We start from the raw sequence: 18,835 nt of genomic DNA, 5'->3' as shown, positions 1-18,835 counted from the left end.
TTATCTTTTTCTAACATACGCTGACACGTCAACCATTATAATCAGGGGCCGGCAACTCCTGTACGCTTATCTGGGATAACGTTTCAGGTACCGGGTACACCATGCCCCGTACTCCCCCGTTCAAGGAGATCATCGCCCGCTCTCCACTTGTCTTTGTCATCGGCGTTGCAGGTGACAGCGGATCGGGAAAAACCACATTCACCAACGCCATCCGCGAGATCTTCGGCCCTGACCTTGTTGCCACCATCACGCTGGATGACTATCACACGTATGACCGGGAGGAGCGCCACCACCTCGATATTACCCCGCTCCATCCCGATGCAAATAATCTCTCAGGGCTTGAAGCAGACGTGGCACACCTTAAACAAGGCTACGCGATTGAAAAACCGGTATACAATCATGCAACAGGCACATTCGATCCACCCATCCCGTTTCCTTCAAAAAAGATCCTGATCCTTGAAGGCCTCCACACCCTCTTTACGCCGGCTCTCCGGGATCTTGTGGATTTCTCCGTCTTTGTCGATCCGGACCGGGAGGTCAAGTATGCATGGAAACGGCAGCGCGATACCGGGCAGCGGGGGTATTCCCCGGACGAGGTCAACGGGGAGATTGCCCGGCGCGAAGCAGATTATGCGACATATATCGAACCTCAGCGCTGCAATGCCGATGCAATTATTCGGATCGGGTACTCGAAGTACGGGAAGGATCTCGGGCCTGCAAAAAATGTATACTCCATCTCCCTGCTCCAGAACCCGATGGACCAGGCAGTCCGCAATACATCCCTCTCTATCGATCTCACCTCCCTGCTTGCCTTCCATGAAAGTGAGTTCTCTATTGAATTTTCAACGCAGAGGATCGAATGTTCTTTTTTGCGCTCACTCACCTTTGACGGGGAGATGAATTACGATACGGTCCGTAATCTGGAACTCTCAATCGAGCACCAGACCGGAATCCACCCTATAGAGATGTTTGCCGGGCGAAAGGTTGTGACCCCGACCAATATTGTCCAGCTGCTCCTCTCGTGGCGGATCATCAACCGGCGGATTTTCCTGCAGGACCACAGATAATTTTTTGTTTTTGTAAAATATTCTGCCATTGTGCGGCAAATGGAATTTTTTTTGGGAAAAAATTCGCCAAACCCAACATGTAAGTGATAGTACCACCATCTTATTGCAGCAAAAGTATGATTTCCGTTCTGTACGTTGAGCCGGATGCCCGTATGCAGGAAGAGGTCCGCGGGTTCCTTGAGTCTGACCCCGGGATCCGGGTAGTGACGCTCGGATCTGCGTACGAAGCCCTGGATCTTATCCGGGAACGCCGGTTCGATGTCATTGTGTCCGAGTCCTGCCTGCCGGTGACGGATGGGCAGGCTTTCCTTGAGGTCTTACGGTTGGGGCGTAAGGAATCAACCCCCTTTATTATTTTTGCAAAAAAATCCAGCCATAATGACGCCATCCGGGCGCTCAACACCGGTGCAACCTATTACCTTCTCAAAGGGACGGATCCGGAAAAAGTGTTTCCGGTACTCAGGCATTATGTCACGCAGGCCGTAAATCAGCACCGGATCAAGGAGGAACTTGAAAAAAGCGAGAAGCGGTATCGGAGCGTTGTGGAGGACCAGTCTGAATTTATTGTCCGGTTCCGGCCTGACGGCAGACTGGTCTTTGCAAACGGGGCTTATTGCCGTTACGTCTCCCTGAATGAGAAAGAATTAATCTTTGGGAAAACGGTCGATCTGCCGCCATTCGGCCAGAAGGACCTCTTTTTACAGGACCTCCGCGCACTTTCCCCGGATGCCCCGACCAGTACCCTGGAACTGCCGTGGATCCTTCCCGATGGCAGGGTGGCATGGCAGAACTGGGAAAACCGGGCGATCTTTGATGCCGAAGGAAAGATCATCGAATACCAGTCCGTAGGAAGGGACATCACAGAGCGGAAGACTGCGGAATTTGCACTCCGTGAAGCCCTCAGGAACCTTGGGATAATGAACTCGATCACCCGCCATGACATCCTCAACCAGCTCACCGGGATGTTCGGGTACCTGGAGTCCTGCCTCAATGCCAGTACAGATCCCCGGGTCCGCGAATCCCTGGGTAAGGCGATCTCGACCGCAGAGACTATGAAGACCCAGATCCTCTTTACCCGGGACTACCAGGAGATCGGGAACGCTGCGCCCCGTTGGCAGAATGCGGAGGAGATCTTCTCCCGGGCTGCAGGCAGCCTCGCCCTTTCCCGTATGACGCTCGAAATTCACCTCGATAATCTCTGGGTCTATGCGGATCCCTTAATAGAGAAGGTCTTTTTCAACCTCCTGGAAAACTCCTTGCGTCATGGGGAAAGGGTCTCCGTTATCCGGGTATTCTCACGTGAGGATGACCACGGCCTTATGGTTGTGTACGAGGATAACGGCATAGGTGTCCCGGCCGGTGCAAAAGAGAAGATCTTCCGGCGAGAGTACTTCCAGAATACCGGTCTTGGCCTGTACCTGAGCCGGGAGATCCTGGCGATTACCAAGATGGAGATCCAGGAGACCGGCATCCCGGGTGAGGGTGCCCGGTTTGAGATCTTTGTCCCGAAAGGATCATACGGGACTCGGGTCTAGGAAATACCGTCCGATTCCCCTTATTGGTACCGGGGGAAAATTATTCCGCGATCTCTGATCGGACTGCCAGAAAGACCGGGCCGCGGACATCGACTTTCTTTTTGGTATCCGTGATCGTCCTCATCGCGTACTCTTCGATCTTAAGGTTAATATCACCGGGATGCTTTGCCATCTTGACCTGGACCTGGGTGCCGGTACCGCACCGGGCCGCATGTTCAATGTTTGCCGCAGCCAGAGCGGAGACCGCACTCAGGTAGGAGATTCCGGTCGGGATACCTTTTATGCGCACGTCCTTCCATTTCTCGTTGTCAGGGACGCCAAGGATATTTCCCTCGTGGACAAAGATCTCGTTTGCACATGCAGGACCGCAGAGTTTTGCATTGGCTTCGGTCTCCTCAATGATCACGTTCACGTTCCTGCCATAGAGGGTACCTTCCCATACGGTAAAGGAGCAGGGGCCTTGTTCCGTGGCATGTGCCGCGGCCACCCGGGCAATTGCGAGCGCAAGTGCTTTCCCCTCGACGGTAACAGGCTCCTCCCTGAGGTGCACGGCGCATGCGATCTCCCGGTCCCCCGCAAGGCGCGGGAAGAACTGGGGATACGAGAGCTGCCGGACATCGTTTGCATTGTACGCGATCATCGCGAGCCGCTCGACCCCAAGGCCGAGGTTCATGACCGGGACACCGATCCCGTACTCCCCCAGGGCCGACGGAGAGTACATGCCAAAGGTTGCTACCTCGACCCAGCCGTGCACCGGATGTTTTGCGTACACTTCAGTCTGAGAATCCGGCATATAGTACTTGGAGCGTTTGTCATCGGGCTGGAACCGGAAGTCCTCGTACCCGAATGCAGAGAGGAGCGCTTCGCTTACCGCTTTGCCATCTTCGATGGTGACATCTTCTCTTGCCACAACACAGGACGCGGAGTGGTAAGTCATGAGCCGGGTCGGACCTTCTGCCTGTTCGCGCCGGAAGCAGCGGTCTACCGAGAAGAGTTTTATGGGGAGTGGCGTGCGCTCCCAGAGGGAGCCAAGGGTCATGAACCAGCCGCTGGTCATGTGGCTGCGCAGCGTGCTGCGCGAGGACTCGGGCACGAGCGACCTGAATTCTGGGAAGACTGAATCGAGGATATGTACGACAATTCCGTCATCGACCCCAAGGACTTTTGCCAGCTCATGGGTGAGTTCGTCCCCGTCGATCTCTGATTTTTTGTACGCATGGAGGGTTTCGCGGAGTTGCTCTTCGGTTTCCCTGCTCATCGGACGGAACGGTTCTTTATTCCCGCTATCGCCTGCCGGGATCTCATGTCCATGGACAAGCGGGCTCCGGTGACTCTGGAGGATATCGTTGATCTCGTCCAGCTGTTTTCTGGAGATCCCGACGTTCGGGCGCGGGAGTCCGCCAATGTAGAAGACCCGGTCCAGCACCGCCATTGCCTCGGGACCGAACTGTCGGTAGATGTCGCTCTCCTCCACAATCACCGGGTTCTCACATTCGTCAAATCCCATTGAGAGGTAGATCTCGCGCAGCCGGTTGATGGTTGCAAAGATCGGGTGCGGCTGTGCACGCGTGTACCGGAGGCGGGGATATTTTTTGTCTTCCCCCGGCGGCGTAATTACCGACGGGCCATCGTGCCATGCGCCTTCGAAATTCGTATGGGATTTCTCTTTCCAGTCCTGTGGGTTGAATCTCATTGTTCCTCGCGCTCCATGCAGACGACCCTGCTTAAGGGGTTTTCATCCCGGATGGTATAATCGCACGATGCGGAGACCCTCTCTGCAAAGTCCCGCACCTGTGCATGTTCCGGCATGTTATTCCGTTGCAAACGGTTTCTACTGTATCCCAGATACATGTATCCTTTTACCTCGACATAGGTGGCCCCTGAGTCCTGTATGATCCGGGCATATCCTTCCGGGTCCGTATCGTTGACGCCGGCAACAAGCGTTATCCGTACCGCAGATCTTTTTGCCCGGAGCTTGCCAAGGCTCTCCCGGATCCGATCCCAGAACGCTTCGGCATTACCCATGGGCCGGCAGGCCCTCTCGTAGGTTTCACAGTCCGGCGCATCGAGCGAAATATACTGTTGAAACGGCCGGCACCGAGCAATCATATCCGGGTTTGTGCCGTTGCTGACCACAAACGTCGTGTACCCGTTCGCGTTGAAGAGGTCGACCAGTTCCGGGAGCCGGCTGTAGAGCGTGGGCTCGCCCGAAAGGGAGATCGCAACATGCCGGGGTTTGAGCGCCTCCTGCCAGCGCTCATCCGTCACGGTGTTGCCGAGTACAGAATTGTAGCCGGCGAGAGCCTTTTTCTGGAGCTTGGGCACTCCTGCGAGGATCGTTTCCGGAGGGCACTCTTCCTCCTCTTCCACTTCGTGCTCAAACGAACGCCAGCAGAAGAGGCAGCGCTGGTTGCAGCGGAGGGTGGGCGTCATCTGGACGCAGCGGTGGCTGTCAATTCCGTAGAACTGGTGCTTGTAGCACATATCCCCGCCGGTAAGCGCCCGCTTGCACCAGAGGCAGGGCTTGAGTGCAGCGGACGACTTTGGTGAAAAAAAAAGATACCCTTGCCGTATCCGGGCGTCACATGGTGTGGATGGCATCGATCCCAAGCGTCTCAAGGGACTCTTGTAGGGTGTTCTGCACGGCTTTTACGAGAGTAAGGCGACGGTCCCTCACTTCGCCCTCACTTTTTAAGACCGGCTCGTAGTGGTAGAATGTGTTGAAGGTGTCTGCCAGTTCGTGGGCATAGGTGGCAAGCAGGTGCGGGCGGAGCTCGGTAACCACTTTCTCGATCACGCTCGGGAACTTTGCGATCTTCTTTGCGAGGATGATCTCCTGTTCGGTCGCGAGATCATAGCATTCCTCAAAAGCACCGGCTTTTTCAAGGATGCTGCACGCACGGGCGTGGGCGTACTGGATATAGGGCCCGCTCTGGCGCTCGAAGTCCAGCGCCTGCTTCCAGTCAAAGACCGTGCTCTTCTCGGGCGAGATCTTCACGATATCGTACCGGATACCGGCCCGGGCAACGGAGTCTGCGATATTCCTGCGGGTAGCCTCATCCAGCTCCGGCCTCCGTGTGGTGACCTCGTCAAAGGCACGTTTGGTCACTTCATCGATCAATTCATCGGCCGAGACGAACTTCCCGGCCCGGGTGCTCATCGAGCCTTCAGGAAGCGAGACAAATTCGAAGTGCACGATCTCCGGGGCCTTCTCGCCGAGCAGCTGCATAGTGCACTGGAGTTGCGCCCCGATCAGCTTGTGGTCGGCGCCCAGCACATCGATCGCACGGTCGAAGTTTTGGTTCTTCCACGTATGGAAGGCAAGGTCGCGGGCCGCGTACACCGAGGTACCATCGCTCCGCCGCATCACGTACTTGTTGGTAAATCCGAATTCTGCAAGGTCAAGAGCAAGGAGCGTACCTTCATGGGTTGCCTGCGGGAGATTTTCGATCTTTGCGATGACAGCCTTTGTGTCGCCGTTTTTCACAAAGTCACTCTCCCAGACGAAGCGGTCGTGCTTCACGTTGAGATTTTTTAAGGTAACCGCAAAACCGTCAAGACAGCGGGAGACCTCGCGCCGGAATTTCTTCACGGTCTCAGGATCGCCGCTCTCGACAAGTTCCATAAGCTTGTCGACCTGCTTTGTGATCCCGGGATCCTTTTCGATCTCCCGGTTGGCCGCAATGTAGACCCGCGCAATGTGGGCATCCTCTTTCTCGCTCTCGTGCTGCCCATGTTCGAGGTGGTCAAAGCCCCACGTGACAATTGCTATCTGCCGGCCCATGTCGTTGACATAATATTCAACTTCGAGCGGGTAGCCGGCCTTCCTGAACGCCCGGGCAAGCGAATCACCGATGATCGAGTTCCGGATGTGGCCCACATGGAGCGGACCGTTGGGGTTTGCGCTTGTATGTTCAAGTACTATCCGGGGAGATTCCTTTGCCGGGAAGGAGCCGTACCCCGGCTGCACTGCAGCCTTCAGTGCCGCAGTCACGTAGGCGCTCCCGAAGACGAAATTGATATACGGGCCTTTTGCCTCGACCGTCACGCCAAGGTCAGAGAGTTCCCGGTTGTTTTTGAGCGCCGCGACAACGTCCTGCGCGATCTTCACCGGTGCCTGTTTTTTTGTCTTTGCAAGAGCGAACGCGACGGTCGTTGCAAGGTCTGCATGTTCGCCACCGTCAACAAGCGGGATCTCCGCGAGTCCCGTGCATTCGGAAAGTGCCCTCTTTATTGCCGCTGTCGTGTCCACAACCATCAGTATCCCGTCCTGTACCGGAGAAGAGCAGCTATCCCGCCGAATGCCGAGTAGAGGATCGAACCCTCTTCGAAATCGTCCGAGATCAGCTCCACTTTTGCGCTGGAGAGGTCAGCGAGTTTGGCAAGTTCGTCAATAATATCGATCTCCTCTTCAAGCACGAGAGGTGCCGTACACTTCGGGCAGGATCCGAGTTCGATGTCCCGGATGGTCTTTCCCAGCGGCATGTTCACGGTCCGCTCTTCGGTATGGTCGCAGTTCTGGCATTTTATCTTAAGCCGGGACTTTCGCAGGTTTGAGGAGAGGAGGAGTCTGTCCACCGCACCGACCTCGAGATTCTTCCGGATGCTCTCCTCACCGTACGCAGCAAGGCCGTTATCCTTGACCAGTTCTTTTAAGAACCGGTCCATGAATGCCTTCTCCTTGACAACTGCCATTCCCGAGAGGACGTCCTTTGCCGCATCGACAAGTTCGGGCAGGCCGTCCTCGTTTGTATAGGCAACGTCAAAGAGGCCGAGGATCCGTTTCTGTACCTCGTGGTGGAGGAAGTTTCCCGCCTCGAACTCTTCCTTTGTCGGGCTCGGGCCACCTATAAGAAGCCCCTTGAACCGGGTAAAGTAGTCCTTTTCGGCCAGAAAGATCGCACTCGATCGTTCCCCAACTTTGGTGTAGAACTCGTTAATCGCGATCTCACGGAGCCGGCCGAAACGGGCTGCAGACTGGCCGCCTTTGCGCATCTTGCCGGGAACCGTGGAGGTCGAGCCACCAATCGGCTCGATCCGGTTGCCGCGCAAAAATCCCCAGTATGCTTCGCGCCGGTCGAGCACGAGAAGGCCGTACACGAACTTTTCCTCAAGCATCTGCTTGAGGGGCTCGAGCTCGAAGTTCGAGCTGCAGCGGTACATGTAGAGATTGAGCGGTTCGGGAGGTTCGATAACCGTGCACTGGAGATCGGTACGGTCCCCGTAGAGTTTGACCGTGCCGCAGAAGACCGCCATGCCTTTCTCGGGAGGGCGCTTGTAGTACTTGAGCCGGGAGAGGATCGAGGAGATAGCGCTCTGGACGTTCGTTCTCGTCTGCTTGCTCTTGATGTTTGCGCACTGGCCAAACTCATCCTTGAGCTGGCCTGTCACATCATAGATCTGTTTATCCGGGGGGATGTAGAGTGTGATAAGCTCCGTCCCGTCCCCTTCCTGAGCCTCCAGTTTTTCGAGCGTCTTTTTGAACTCGTAGCGCCTGCGCGCCTCGTCCATCTCTACGGGTTCTGTCATGAGCGGATTTCAGCCTCTGAAAGTAAAGCTAATACATATTCACGCTTGCGTGCCATAAATTTGCGCCAAGAGGGCCATAAGCCGGTTGTCTACATCCGGGTTGATCCCATGGTCCCCGTTAAATTCGGTGAAGTTCTTGGGCTTGTTTGCGGTTGCGTACAGAGCCTGCCCATCTGCGAACGGGATAATCGGGTCGGTTGCATTGTGGTACATCCAGACCGGGCGCGGCGAGATTGTGGGGAGGTACGTACTGGGCTCCAGCGATTCGGCAAACCGGAGGATATCTCCCGACCCTCCCTGTGAGAGTACCTGATCCTTCAATCCCCAGTCTGCGGTGGAAATACCGATATACCCGGCAAAGTTCTTATCAACCCCTGCTGCTACCGCTGCATACCGGCCGCCGTTACTGCCCCCCATTGCATAGACCGGGACATTGAACCGGGATGAGAGCAGGGCCTGGGCCGATGAGATGTCGCAGATGGTCTGGTAGTACTCGGGCCATTCCTTGTTCTCAAAGAGCGCGTAATCCGTGTTGGGGTTGAAGGGGTACCCGGTTGTTTCCCCGCCACGGCCGCGGTAATCGAGGAACATGAAGGCATAACCGTCCGCTGCGTACTGGACCATCCGCCCTGCGTGACCGGAAATCTTCTCCCCTGCTCCCGGTAGATACAGCAGAACTGCCTTGGGATCTTCGGGGTAGCTCAGGTAGGTGGTCACATCGCCGGTCTGAGTGTGGAGAATGATCTTTGATTCGGTGTAGGTCTCGTTTGAAAAAAGGACGGTCTCGTTGGTGGTGACCGGTGCGCAGGTGACTGAGAGGACGCCATTGTTATCCACAGTGTATGTGGGTTGAGGGGTTGTTGAGCTCATGCACCCGGCACAGGCTGCAAGCACGACAAGGCAGGCAAGGCCCGCTGCGATCAGGAGTGTGCGCACGGGCTATCCCTCCCCGCACTGGTGGAGCAGGCAGATCGTCTTTGCATCGCAGATGGTGCCATCGGTAACCATCGCGTCTGTGTTATCCCTGGTGACATCCATAACTTCAATCACTTCGTCCGCGTCTTTCTGGAATTCATCAGACGGGGTAAGATCCCGGGCCTCAAAGAGCCAGATCTTTTCATCTGTGAATCCGGGCGTGGTGTAAATGAAACCGCGGGGAATGAGATTTCCTGCTGCCACTCCCGCCTCCTCGATAAGCTCGCGCCGGGCGGTCTCTATCGGGTCCTCGCCATCCTCCATTGTCCCGGCGGGCGCCTCCCAAATATACTGCCCGACCGCATACCGGTACTGGCGCAAGAGCAGGTACCCGGTCTCTGTCACCGGCAGGATCGCAACTGCACCCTTCGGGTGCACGATCACCGCGTCCTTTTCCACACCGTTTGGTAACTGAATTTTCTTCTTCTCTATCCAGAGTTTTCCGCCCCGAAAGATCTCCATTAGTCCACCCCATACGGGATTGGATCTGGTATACCGGGCGCAGCAAACGCCTCGCACCGGAAGTGGCACGATCCGCAGGTGCCGCAGGCCGCCATCATCATTTCACTCCGAGGATCTTGTGGAGCTGGAGCTGGAACCGGACCGGCAGGTTGTTGTCCAGGATGAACCGGACAATTGTGTCGCAGTCAGTACCGTAGACCGGTGAGAGGAAGCACTCCCCCGCGATCGCATGGCGTGCGAGGACTTCCTGTGCATACCGGCAGTCAGCGAGATCCCCCACCACGAATTTTACGCTGTCGGTCGGGCGGATCCTGGCAAGCAGGGAAAGGTCGCTTCTCTCACCGGATGATGGGCATTTCACATCCATGCAGACCGCGGCGAACGGCTGAACGGGAGAAAAATCGATCGTGCCGTTTGTCTCGATGTCGATCGTAATCCCGCGCTTGTGGAGCGAGGCAAGAAGGGGGAGGAGTACATCAGTCTGGAGGAGAGGCTCACCGCCCGTAATGCAGACCGAGCGCGGGTTTTCCTTCCAGATTTCTTCGAGGATCTTGTCGCAGGAAGTCTCGGTCCCCCCGGACCGCGCATACTGCGTGTCACACCAGCGGCAGGCAAGGTTGCAGCCGGCGAGCCGGATAAAGATGCAGGGCGTCCCCTGCCGCACGCCTTCTCCCTGGAGACTTTTAAAAATCTCGGCAATCTTCATGTTATGAAATCTCGGCACAGGATGTCGGGGATTCCCATACCCGGATCTTTGTTACTTTCGCGCGGAGCCCCATATCGCGGCAGGCGCTATCGAGATCGTCCCGGATAATGGACGCGATCAGTTCGCTTGTCGGATCGCCGGGTGTCGTAATGACCGGGTGGAACTCTGCAATCCGGGGGACCATCGGATCGTCCTTATTGAGAATGATCTGGTGGTCGTACTTCTCCACTATCTTCTTTATGACGCTGTAATCGATCACGATCTGTGTTGCCGGATCCGGTTCACCTTCCATCCAGACCTCGATCTTCCACCGGTGCCCGTGGAGGTTCGCGCACTTCCCGTTATAATGGAGAAGACGGTGGCTGGTGTCGATCTGCACCTCTTTATAGATCCCGACTTTCATTGGGGTGATCATTGGCCGGGCAGGGATATAATATTATTACAGGTGAGGGATAATAGTGTTAGACAGGCAGGTGGATGCCACAATTTATAAATCGGTTCCCCGCTCTAGTATATATCTCAGCGTGGGTTATCGATAACCACAAAAAAAACTGAAATGAGGCTCTTTAATGGGACAGGGTAAATTTGCAGCCAGAAAACTGGTTCGGGACTCAAAAAAATTCCGGTGGAGTGACAAGAATTACGCCCGCCGTGAACTCAACCTCGATGTTAAGTCGGATCCGCTGGAAGGCGCTCCGCAGGCGAGGGGTATCGTGCTCGAGAAAGTCGGTGTCGAGGCCAAACAGCCCAACTCCGCGATCCGGAAATGCGTGCGCGTCCAGCTGATTAAGAACGGCCGGCAGGTCACCGCATTTGCGGTCGGTGACGGTGCTATTAACTTTATCGACGAGCACGACGAAGTCGAGATCGAAGGCATTGGCGGCCGTCTGGGTCGGTCCATGGGAGATATCCCGGGTGTCCGGTACGTCGTGACCAGTGTCAACAACGTCTGCCTCCACGAGATGGTCATCGGCAGGAAGGAGAAACCGCGCAGGTGATCATGATGGCAGAAGCAGAAGTAAAGGCCCAGCCTGAAGGCGATGCAGCCCCCCAGAGCAAGGCATTGCTCTTTAACAAGTGGGATGTATCCGAGGTCAAGGTGACCGATCCGAGCCTCGTCCGGTATGTAAATCTCACCCCCCAGATCATCCCCCACTCCTGCGGCAAGTTCTCACGGCAGGAGTTCAATAAGGCCAATATGATGATTGTCGAACGGCTGATCAACCGCCTGATGCAGACCGAGAATAATACCGGCAAGAAACAGCTGGCAATAGGGATCGTGCGGGATGCATTCGAGCTCATCAACAAGAAGACCAAGAGGAACCCCATCGAGGTGCTTGTCGAGGCAATCGGCAACACCGGTCCCCGGGAAGAGACCGTCCGTCTGAAGTACGGCGGTATCAACGTCCCAAAATCGGTCGATACCGCACCCCTGCGGCGTGTTGATTCGGCTATCGGCTTCATTGCAGAGGCAGTCTGGAAATCCTCGCGCAAGAGCAAGAAGCCGGCAAGCGCGATCCTTGCCGATGAACTCATCGCCGCCTCAAAGGGCGACGCAAAGTGTTACTCGGTCGGGAAAAAGGAAGAAAAGGAGCGGATCGCAAAATCCGCCCGGTAAATTATCTTTTTTGAGGTTGTTTTCATGTCACGCGGCAAAAAAACGGTAGAGCGCGTAGTCGAGCTCATGAAGGACCCCAAGCACATCAGAAATATCGGGATCGTGGCACACATCGACCACGGCAAAACCACCCTGTCCGATAACCTGCTTGCGGGCGCCGGTATTATCTCTGAGGAACTTGCGGGTAAACAGCTCTTTATGGATTCGGATGCAGAAGAGCAGGCCCGGGGTATTACTATCGATGCAAGTAACGTATCGATGGTCCACGAGGTCGAGGGCCAGGATTATCTCATCAACATGATTGATACGCCGGGCCACGTTGACTTCGGTGGCGATGTTACGCGTGCAATGCGTGCAGTCGACGGCGCAGTTGTCCTTGTCGATGCGGTCGAAGGCACGATGCCCCAGACCGAGACCGTGCTCCGGCAGGCATTAAAGGAGCAGGTCCGCCCGGTCCTCTTCATAAATAAGGTCGACCGGCTGGTTAACGAGCTCAAGGTCGATGAGACCGAGATGCAGATCCGGCTTGGGAAAGTGATTGACAAGGTCAACAAGCTCATCAAGGGCATGAACGAAGACCTGTACAACAACGGCTGGAAACTCGATGCCTCGAAAGGAACGGTCGCCTTTGGGTCCGCGCTTTATAACTGGGCAGTCTCTGTGCCCTACATGAAAAAGGGCGGAGTCTCCTTTAAAGATGTCTTCGAGAAGTGCCGGGCCGGCGATATGAAGTACCTCGCCAAGAACAGCCCTCTCTACGAGGTCGTGCTTGACATGGTCGTGCACCACCTGCCAAACCCGCTCGAGGCCCAGCCCCGGCGTGTGAACGTCATCTGGCATGGAGACCACTCCACCAAGGAAGGCAAGGCCATGCTCGCCTGCGACCCGAACGGGCCGGCAACGATGATGGTTACCGATATCTCCTTTGACCCGCATGCGGGCGAAGTGGCAACCGGCCGTCTCTTCTCCGGTACGCTCCGGCGCGGTGACGGGCTCTATGTGATGGGTTCCGCAAAAAAGGAGAACCGTCTCCAGCAGGTCGGTATCTTCATGGGCCCGAAGCGTGTCGAAGTCGAGGAGATTGTCGCAGGAAACATTGCGGCAGTCACGGGCCTGAAAGACGCGATTGTCGGTTCGACCGTCACCTCCCTCATGGAGATGTCGCCGTTTGAGTCGCTCAAGCACTACAGTGAACCGGTCATGACCGTTGCCGTCGAGGCAAAGAACATGAAGGATCTGCCAAAGCTCGTTGAAGTGCTCAGGCAGGTTGCAAAAGAAGATCCGACGCTCGGTATTGCCATCAACGAAGAGACCGGCGAGCACCTGATCTCCGGTATGGGCGAACTGCACCTTGAGATCGTTACCGGCCGTATCAAGCGCGACAAGGGTGTCGAGATCGTCACCTCCGAACCGATCGTGGTGTACCGTGAAACCGTTACCGGTAAGGTAGAAGATGTCGAAGGCAAGTCCCCGAACCGGCACAACCGGTTCTACTTCACCCTCGAGCCCCTGCCCGAAGAGATCGTGAACCTGATTAAAGCCGGCGAAATCACGATGAACCAGCAGGCCATCGAACGCCGTGACGTGCTCTTAAAGGCAGGTATGGACAAGGACGAGGCCAAAAACGTCAAGCATATCAAGGGCACGAACATGCTCATCGATATGACCAAGGGTATCCAGTACCTCAACGAAACGATGGAACTCATCATCGAAGGTATCAATGAGGCCCTTGCCGGTGGCCCGCTCGCTGACGAGCCGGTCCAGAACCTCAAGATGACCTTGACCGATGTCAAGCTCCACGAGGATGCCATCCACCGTGGCCCGGCGCAGGTCATCCCCGCAGTCCGTGGCGCAATCAAGGGCGGCATGCTGATCGCCGGCGACTCGCTCCTCGAGCCGGTCCAGAAGATCCAGATCTCGGTCCCGATGGACCAGATGGGTGCTGCTACCTCCCAGATTCAGGGACGGCGCGGTCAGGTCTTTGATATGCAGAGTGAAGGCGACACGATCACGGTAGTCGGGAAAGCCCCGGTTGCCGAGCTCTTCGGGTTTGCAGGTGACATCCGGTCCGCCACCGAAGGCCGTGCCATGTGGAACACCGAGTTTGCCGGCTTTGAACTCGTGCCAAACAACCTCGTTAAAGACGTAGTTGTGGCAATCCGCAAGAGAAAAGGCCTCAAGGAACAGATGCCGACTCCGTCGGACTACCTGTCCGTATAATCTCTCTTTTTCCCGGTATCATTTTTCGTCCCCGCTGCCCCAATCCACACCTCACGAGTGGGCAGGGCACGCGAACCGCCCTCTCCGGGTCTGTATCGGGCATTCGATGCAAATGGGAGCGGTAGAACCTGCTCCTCCGGAACAGATCCCCTCCACTTTTATATCCCGGACACCGAATAACGATTACCAGGACGGTGTACCCATGGGGGAAGTTCCGGTATCAGAGCTCATTGATCTCAAAGATCCCGGATACGAGATCTTCATCATCTTTGTCTCGGTGCTCTCGGTTATCAACCTCTTTGTCACCCTGATCCCCGGCCTGAACCCCCAGGCCGTTGGCGTTGTCCAGATCACCAACTTCTTCCTGACCATCATCTTCCTTGCAGACTTCGTGTTCCGCCTCCTGTCTGCCGGGTCAAAAAAACATTATTTCTTCTTTGACTGGGGATGGGCCGACCTTCTTGCAAGTGTCCCCTTCCTGCGGATCCTGCGCCTGTTTCGGATCGTCAAGGCGTATCATCTGCTCAAAAAATACGGGGTAAAAAACATCTCTGCCCAGATTGCCCGGCACCGGGCCGAAAGCGTACTTTACATCGTCATCTTCTGTGTAATCCTTGTGATAGAATGCGGTGGAATCCTTATCCTGATTGCCGAGAGCCCGGCGCCAAACGCAAACATAAAGACAGCTTCAGATGCGATGTGGTGGGTGTACGTCACCATCACCACCGTGGGGTATGGTGACCGGTACCCGGTAACCTCTGCAGGAAGGCTGGTTGGTGTCCTGGTCATGACCACGGGAGTGGGGCTTTTTGGCACTCTCGCTGGTTTCATCGCTCACAAGCTCGTAGCGCCGGCAGTGAATGCGGCACCGGAGGAGACAAAGGCGCCGGATCCCACAAATCAGGATGCCCAAAAGGAACAGGCCCGGCAGAATGCGGAGATCCTGGACCGCCTAGACCGGATCGAGCAGGAACTCAAAAAACAGTCACGATAGGATCCCCGGTGTCTGTCGGGTTCGCAAGCCCTAAATGCCATAACAACGAGAGTGGAACAGGCAGAGTACCCGCAATTACCCGGGGTGAATTCCATATTTGACCAGTTCTCATCCAACGATATTCCGGCAAAGACCCGGGCTCTGATGCCCGGCATTGTAACCGATCTCGAAAAACTCATCCGGTATCCCTCTGTTGCCTTTCCGGGCTATCCGGAAGAGCCGGTCCGTGCAATGGCGGATGCAACCGCAGCCATACTCAGGGAGTACAGGCTGGATAATGCCCAGCTCATCGATGTCCCGGGGGGTTATCCTGCCGTGTACGGCGAGATCCCGGCCCCGCACGGGATGCCAACGGTCCTGATGTACGCCCACTACGATGTCCAGCCGGCAAAAAAGGAAGACGGGTGGACAACCGATCCCTGGAACCCGCAGGAGATAAACGGGCGCCTTTTCGGGCGCGGCTCAGCGGACGACAAATCAGGTATCATGCTCATTGCAGCATCCCTGCGAGTCTTTGATGGCAAACCCCCGGTGGGGGTAAAGGTCTTAATCGAGGGTGAGGAGGAAACCTCCAGCCATATCGAGGCGCTCATTGCCTCCCGCCCGGACCTCTTTTCGTGCGACGCGTTTATTATCGAGGACAACGGCAACCTCACTGCGGGCGAACCGGCGCTTACCACCTCCCTGCGGGGAGAGGTCTCCTGCATCATCGAAGTCTCGACCCTCGATCACCCGGTGCACTCGGGCATGTTTGGCGGAGCCGCGCCCGATGCACTGGTGGCGCTGATCCGGATCCTTGCTACACTGCACGATGCCCGGGGCGATGTTGCGGTGCCGGGGCTCCGGCCGGACCCACCCGGGAACGGTGATTACCCGGAGGCAGATTACCGGGATAGTGCGGGAGTGCTCAACGGAGTGGATCTGATCGGCACCGGCACGATCGGCGACCGGCTCTGGACCCGGCCGTCCCTGACCGTGATCGGGATCGATGCACCTTCGATAAAAGCGTCTGCAAATATCCTGATTCCCCGGGCTTCCGCAAAGATCAGCTTGCGCATTGCCCCGGGTGCAGATGCGGGGCACGAACTATCCGCTCTGATGGAGCATCTCCGTTCGGTTGCGCCATGGAATGCCCGGGTAACTGTGCAGGAAGTAAGCCGATCCCCGGGATTTGCCTGTCCGACCGATGGCCCCGGGTATGCCGCAGCCCGGGCTGCGCTCGCAGAGGCCTTTAACCGGCCGGTCCTTGAGAAAGGGACCGGGGGATCAATTCCCCTGCTCCGCACACTCCAAGTGGCCGTCCCCCGGGCAGAATTTATCCTCTGGGGCCCCGAGGATGCGGCCGGTTCACGGATCCACGGAACCAACGAGAGCGTGGATCTCCACGATCTGGAACTGACGATCGTGGCGCAGGCCCTGTTCCTTACGCTGTTGGGAAAAAGCCGGGCCGGTTAACACCGGCCCGGGGATTTCTGGGGAAAAAAGGTGGGAGGACCCCCCACCTTTAAAAAATTCGGTCACCCTCCTCCTCCCACTCTGCGCTCCGCAAAAAAAATGATCGGTCCGACCGATTTCAAAATCGGTCGGGGTGACCTCTTTTTTCCAGTATCTCCCCATGTGCTTCTACTGGAGGTTCAGGTAAAGCGGGGTGATCGGTCCGATCGTTTCTGAAATGAGCCGGACCGATCAATTCCGGAATCGGTCGGGGCAACCGATCGTACAGCGGGATCGGAGGTAGCCCCCCACCCCCCGCTTGCTGCTCCGCAAAAAAATGATCGGACCGATCGATTGCAGGACCGGTCGGGTCGGTCGCGTTCCCGGGAATGCGACCCTCCCCCTTAGTACAGTAAAAACCGTTTAATGCAGCCATCCACATACACTATGCGATTTGGTATGCTGGACATCAGGGATCTGCATGTGAATGTCGGTGAAAAGGAGGTGCTGCATGGCATCAACCTCCACATCGATGCCGGGGAGACTCACGTGCTCATGGGCCCCAACGGCTCCGGGAAGACCACGCTTTTAATGACGCTGATGGGATTTTCCGGCTATAAAATAACGAAAGGAGAGATCACCCTCAACGGCGAGGATGTGACCGCGATGCACGCGGACGAGCGGGCAAAACGCGGGATCGGCATGCTCTTCCAGCGCCCGCCCACGATCTCGGGGCTCAAGCTGGGGAAGCTCCTCACCGCAATCTCGCACGACAAGACGGTCGATCTTCCGGCTCTTGCAGATTCCGTGCATATGGGAGGGTTCCTGGAACGGGACATCAACAAGGGATTCTCAGGGGGGGAGATCAAGAGAAGCGAGGTGCTCCAGCTCATGATCCAGAACCCGGGTTTTGTCATGCTCGATGAGCCCGAAAGCGGAGTAGACCTCGAAAATATCTCACTCATCGGGAAGGCCATCGGCGACCTGCTCGAAAAAGACAAGCGCATGGCAAAACGAGAGAAAAGCGGCCTTGTGATTACCCACACGGGGTTCATCCTCGACTATGTTGACGCGGACAAGGGGCACGTGATGTGCGACGGCATGATAACCTGCCATGGGAATCCCCGGGAGATCTTAAAGGACATCAAACAGAGAGGATATACGGAGTGTCGGGAATGTCGGCGCAGCTGAACGCACCGGGAATCGCAAAGGACGACCAGGAACGGATCGTCCAGTCGGGGATCGATTTTGACCTTGAGAACCGGTGCGGCAGCTACCTCCAGGTGGATCAGAACATCGTAGAGTCCGAGTGCCGGCAGGAGGGGATTGAAGTCCTCTCGTTTAAAAAAGCGATGGAAAAGCACGCCTGGCTTAAGGATTTCCTCTGGAAGGCGGTCTCAAAGGACAAGGACGAGATCACACAGTATGTGGCGGAACAGCCTGACCCCAAGGGCTACGTGATTATCGCCCACAAAGGGTCAAAGAACATCCTCCCGATCCAGGCCTGCCTGTACCTCGGCCGCGAGACCATCCAGCATGTGCATAACATCATTATCGCCGAAGAGGGCGCCGAACTCCATATGATTTCGGGCTGTGCAAGCAGCGGCAACATCGGGGAAGGGGCAAAACATTACGGGGTGTCCGAGTTCTACATCAAAAAAGATGCGAAGATTAGTTTTACCATGATCCACACTTGGAACGAGAACGTGGAGGTCTTCCCGCGCAGCGCGTCCATCGTGGAGGAGAACGGTGTCTTCCTTTCAAACTATGTCTGCATGCAGCCGGTCAAAAAAGTCCAGATGTACCCCACCGCAACCCTGAAAGGCGAAAACTCGGTGGCCCGGTTCTCCACGATCACGGTCGCCTCTCCCCTATCGTACATCGATGTCGGTTCGCGGGCGATTCTCGAAGGAAAGGGTGCAAGTGCGGAGCTGATCACCCGTGCAATCACCAAAGGCGGGACCATTATATCACGGGGCCAGATCATCGGAAAGACCGCAGGCACCCGGGGACACCTTGAATGCAAGGGGCTGATCCTTAAGAACGGCACCATCTACGCAATCCCCGAGATCGATGGGCGCGTGGTCGGCACCGAACTCTCGCACGAGGCAGCGGTAGGGAAGCTTGCGCAGGATGAGATCGAGTACCTGATGTCACGGGGGCTTTCCGAGGACGAGGCGACGGCAACAATCATCCGGGGGTTCCTTGACGTTAAGATCGCCGGTCTTCCCGAGACGCTCCAGAAGCAGATCGATGCCACGATCGATGTGGCGGAAAAAGCAGGATTTTAGACTG

At 56.4% G+C, this 18,835-nt stretch carries 17 protein-coding genes; 9 read left to right on the top strand and 8 right to left on the bottom strand.

Features of this window, described 5'->3' with window-relative positions:
* The first annotated feature begins 101 nt into the window (after positions 1-101).
* Together MBOO_RS01385 and MBOO_RS01380 are read left to right on the top strand one after the other, a co-directional pair.
* Positions 102-1,067 carry a phosphoribulokinase gene (locus MBOO_RS01385; protein ID WP_011991285.1) on the top strand — a complete coding sequence of 322 codons (966 nt, stop codon included), beginning with the start codon at positions 102-104 and terminating at the stop codon, positions 1,065-1,067.
* Between the two features lie 116 nt (positions 1,068-1,183).
* A complete protein-coding gene (locus MBOO_RS01380) occupies positions 1,184-2,602 on the top strand; it encodes a sensor histidine kinase (protein ID WP_011991284.1) in 1,419 nt (472 codons plus the stop codon).
* 40 nt (positions 2,603-2,642) lie between these two features.
* Here the strand turns inward: MBOO_RS01380 and sepS are convergent, their stop codons facing one another.
* The 8 genes from sepS to MBOO_RS01340 all read right to left on the bottom strand — a co-directional run bounded on the left by sepS (position 2,643) and on the right by MBOO_RS01340 (position 10,689).
* Positions 2,643-4,295, bottom strand: coding sequence for an O-phosphoserine--tRNA ligase (gene sepS, locus MBOO_RS01375; RefSeq protein ID WP_011991283.1), 1,653 nt, complete (start codon positions 4,293-4,295; stop codon positions 2,643-2,645).
* Positions 4,292-5,203 carry a 4-demethylwyosine synthase TYW1 gene (twy1, locus tag MBOO_RS01370; protein WP_011991282.1) on the bottom strand — a complete coding sequence of 304 codons (912 nt, stop codon included), beginning with the start codon at positions 5,201-5,203 and terminating at the stop codon, positions 4,292-4,294. Before twy1 ends, sepS begins: the two co-directional genes overlap by 4 nt.
* Complete coding sequence (gene argS / locus MBOO_RS01365; protein WP_011991281.1) at positions 5,184-6,860, bottom strand: arginine--tRNA ligase; 1,677 nt, start codon at positions 6,858-6,860, stop codon at positions 5,184-5,186. Before argS ends, twy1 begins: the two co-directional genes overlap by 20 nt.
* Positions 6,860-8,131, bottom strand: a complete 1,272-nt coding sequence (gene prf1 / locus MBOO_RS01360) for a peptide chain release factor aRF-1 (protein WP_011991280.1) — start codon at positions 8,129-8,131, stop codon at positions 6,860-6,862. Before prf1 ends, argS begins: the two co-directional genes overlap by 1 nt.
* A 39-nt stretch (positions 8,132-8,170) precedes the next feature.
* A complete protein-coding gene (locus MBOO_RS01355; protein WP_011991279.1) occupies positions 8,171-9,067 on the bottom strand; it encodes an alpha/beta hydrolase in 897 nt (298 codons plus the stop codon).
* Between the two features lie 3 nt (positions 9,068-9,070).
* On the bottom strand, positions 9,071-9,568 hold the full coding sequence (locus MBOO_RS01350) for an NUDIX hydrolase (protein WP_011991278.1): 498 nt from the start codon (positions 9,566-9,568) through the stop codon (positions 9,071-9,073).
* 97 nt (positions 9,569-9,665) lie between these two features.
* Positions 9,666-10,274: a 7-carboxy-7-deazaguanine synthase QueE gene (locus MBOO_RS01345; RefSeq protein ID WP_011991277.1), complete on the bottom strand. Its 609-nt coding sequence runs from the start codon at positions 10,272-10,274 to the stop codon at positions 9,666-9,668.
* Between the two features lies 1 nt (position 10,275).
* Positions 10,276-10,689, bottom strand: coding sequence for a 6-carboxytetrahydropterin synthase (locus MBOO_RS01340; RefSeq protein ID WP_011991276.1), 414 nt, complete (start codon positions 10,687-10,689; stop codon positions 10,276-10,278).
* A gap of 154 nt (positions 10,690-10,843) precedes the next feature.
* Here MBOO_RS01340 and MBOO_RS01335 point away from each other — a divergent pair, with 154 nt between their 5' ends.
* From MBOO_RS01335 to MBOO_RS01305, 7 genes are all read left to right on the top strand, one after another.
* On the top strand, positions 10,844-11,272 hold the full coding sequence (locus MBOO_RS01335; RefSeq protein WP_011991275.1) for a 30S ribosomal protein S12: 429 nt from the start codon (positions 10,844-10,846) through the stop codon (positions 11,270-11,272).
* A gap of 5 nt (positions 11,273-11,277) precedes the next feature.
* Positions 11,278-11,892 carry a 30S ribosomal protein S7 gene (locus MBOO_RS01330; RefSeq protein ID WP_011991274.1) on the top strand — a complete coding sequence of 205 codons (615 nt, stop codon included), beginning with the start codon at positions 11,278-11,280 and terminating at the stop codon, positions 11,890-11,892.
* Between the two features lie 24 nt (positions 11,893-11,916).
* On the top strand, positions 11,917-14,112 hold the full coding sequence (locus tag MBOO_RS01325; protein WP_011991273.1) for an elongation factor EF-2: 2,196 nt from the start codon (positions 11,917-11,919) through the stop codon (positions 14,110-14,112).
* A 202-nt stretch (positions 14,113-14,314) separates the two neighbouring features.
* Complete coding sequence (locus MBOO_RS01320) at positions 14,315-15,106, top strand: ion transporter (protein ID WP_011991272.1); 792 nt, start codon at positions 14,315-14,317, stop codon at positions 15,104-15,106.
* Between the two features lie 51 nt (positions 15,107-15,157).
* Complete coding sequence (locus MBOO_RS01315; RefSeq protein ID WP_011991271.1) at positions 15,158-16,561, top strand: M20/M25/M40 family metallo-hydrolase; 1,404 nt, start codon at positions 15,158-15,160, stop codon at positions 16,559-16,561.
* A gap of 438 nt (positions 16,562-16,999) precedes the next feature.
* Positions 17,000-17,731, top strand: coding sequence for an ABC transporter ATP-binding protein (locus MBOO_RS01310; protein WP_048068521.1), 732 nt, complete (start codon positions 17,000-17,002; stop codon positions 17,729-17,731).
* Positions 17,716-18,831, top strand: a complete 1,116-nt coding sequence (locus tag MBOO_RS01305) for a SufD family Fe-S cluster assembly protein (protein ID WP_011991269.1) — start codon at positions 17,716-17,718, stop codon at positions 18,829-18,831. The genes MBOO_RS01310 and MBOO_RS01305 overlap by 16 nt, the downstream gene beginning before the upstream one ends.
* Positions 18,832-18,835 lie beyond the last annotated feature (4 nt).

Origin of the sequence: Methanoregula boonei 6A8 (assembly GCF_000017625.1) — an archaeon.
Taxonomy (GTDB): domain Archaea; phylum Halobacteriota; class Methanomicrobia; order Methanomicrobiales; family Methanospirillaceae; genus Methanoregula; species Methanoregula boonei.
The sequence above is the reverse complement of the archived record's forward strand: the minus strand, read 5'-3'. Positions and strand labels throughout refer to the sequence as shown.

Excerpts from the sequence above, each read along its gene's own strand:
- MBOO_RS01385 (WP_011991285.1), top strand. The coding sequence starts at position 102 with ATGCCCCGTACTCCCCCGTTCAAGGAGATCATCGCCCGCTCTCCACTT.
- MBOO_RS01380 (WP_011991284.1), top strand. The coding sequence starts at position 1,184 with ATGATTTCCGTTCTGTACGTTGAGCCGGATGCCCGTATGCAGGAAGAG.
- sepS (WP_011991283.1), bottom strand. The coding sequence starts at position 4,295 with ATGAGATTCAACCCACAGGACTGGAAAGAGAAATCCCATACGAATTTC.
- twy1 (WP_011991282.1), bottom strand. The coding sequence starts at position 5,203 with ATGCCATCCACACCATGTGACGCCCGGATACGGCAAGGGTATCTTTTT.
- argS (WP_011991281.1), bottom strand. The coding sequence starts at position 6,860 with ATGGTTGTGGACACGACAGCGGCAATAAAGAGGGCACTTTCCGAATGC.
- prf1 (WP_011991280.1), bottom strand. The coding sequence starts at position 8,131 with ATGACAGAACCCGTAGAGATGGACGAGGCGCGCAGGCGCTACGAGTTC.
- MBOO_RS01350 (WP_011991278.1), bottom strand. The coding sequence starts at position 9,568 with ATGGAGATCTTTCGGGGCGGAAAACTCTGGATAGAGAAGAAGAAAATT.
- MBOO_RS01345 (WP_011991277.1), bottom strand. The coding sequence starts at position 10,274 with ATGAAGATTGCCGAGATTTTTAAAAGTCTCCAGGGAGAAGGCGTGCGG.
- MBOO_RS01340 (WP_011991276.1), bottom strand. The coding sequence starts at position 10,689 with ATGATCACCCCAATGAAAGTCGGGATCTATAAAGAGGTGCAGATCGAC.
- MBOO_RS01335 (WP_011991275.1), top strand. The coding sequence starts at position 10,844 with ATGGGACAGGGTAAATTTGCAGCCAGAAAACTGGTTCGGGACTCAAAA.
- MBOO_RS01330 (WP_011991274.1), top strand. The coding sequence starts at position 11,278 with ATGGCAGAAGCAGAAGTAAAGGCCCAGCCTGAAGGCGATGCAGCCCCC.
- MBOO_RS01325 (WP_011991273.1), top strand. The coding sequence starts at position 11,917 with ATGTCACGCGGCAAAAAAACGGTAGAGCGCGTAGTCGAGCTCATGAAG.
- MBOO_RS01320 (WP_011991272.1), top strand. The coding sequence starts at position 14,315 with ATGGGGGAAGTTCCGGTATCAGAGCTCATTGATCTCAAAGATCCCGGA.
- MBOO_RS01310 (WP_048068521.1), top strand. The coding sequence starts at position 17,000 with ATGCTGGACATCAGGGATCTGCATGTGAATGTCGGTGAAAAGGAGGTG.
- MBOO_RS01305 (WP_011991269.1), top strand. The coding sequence starts at position 17,716 with ATGTCGGCGCAGCTGAACGCACCGGGAATCGCAAAGGACGACCAGGAA.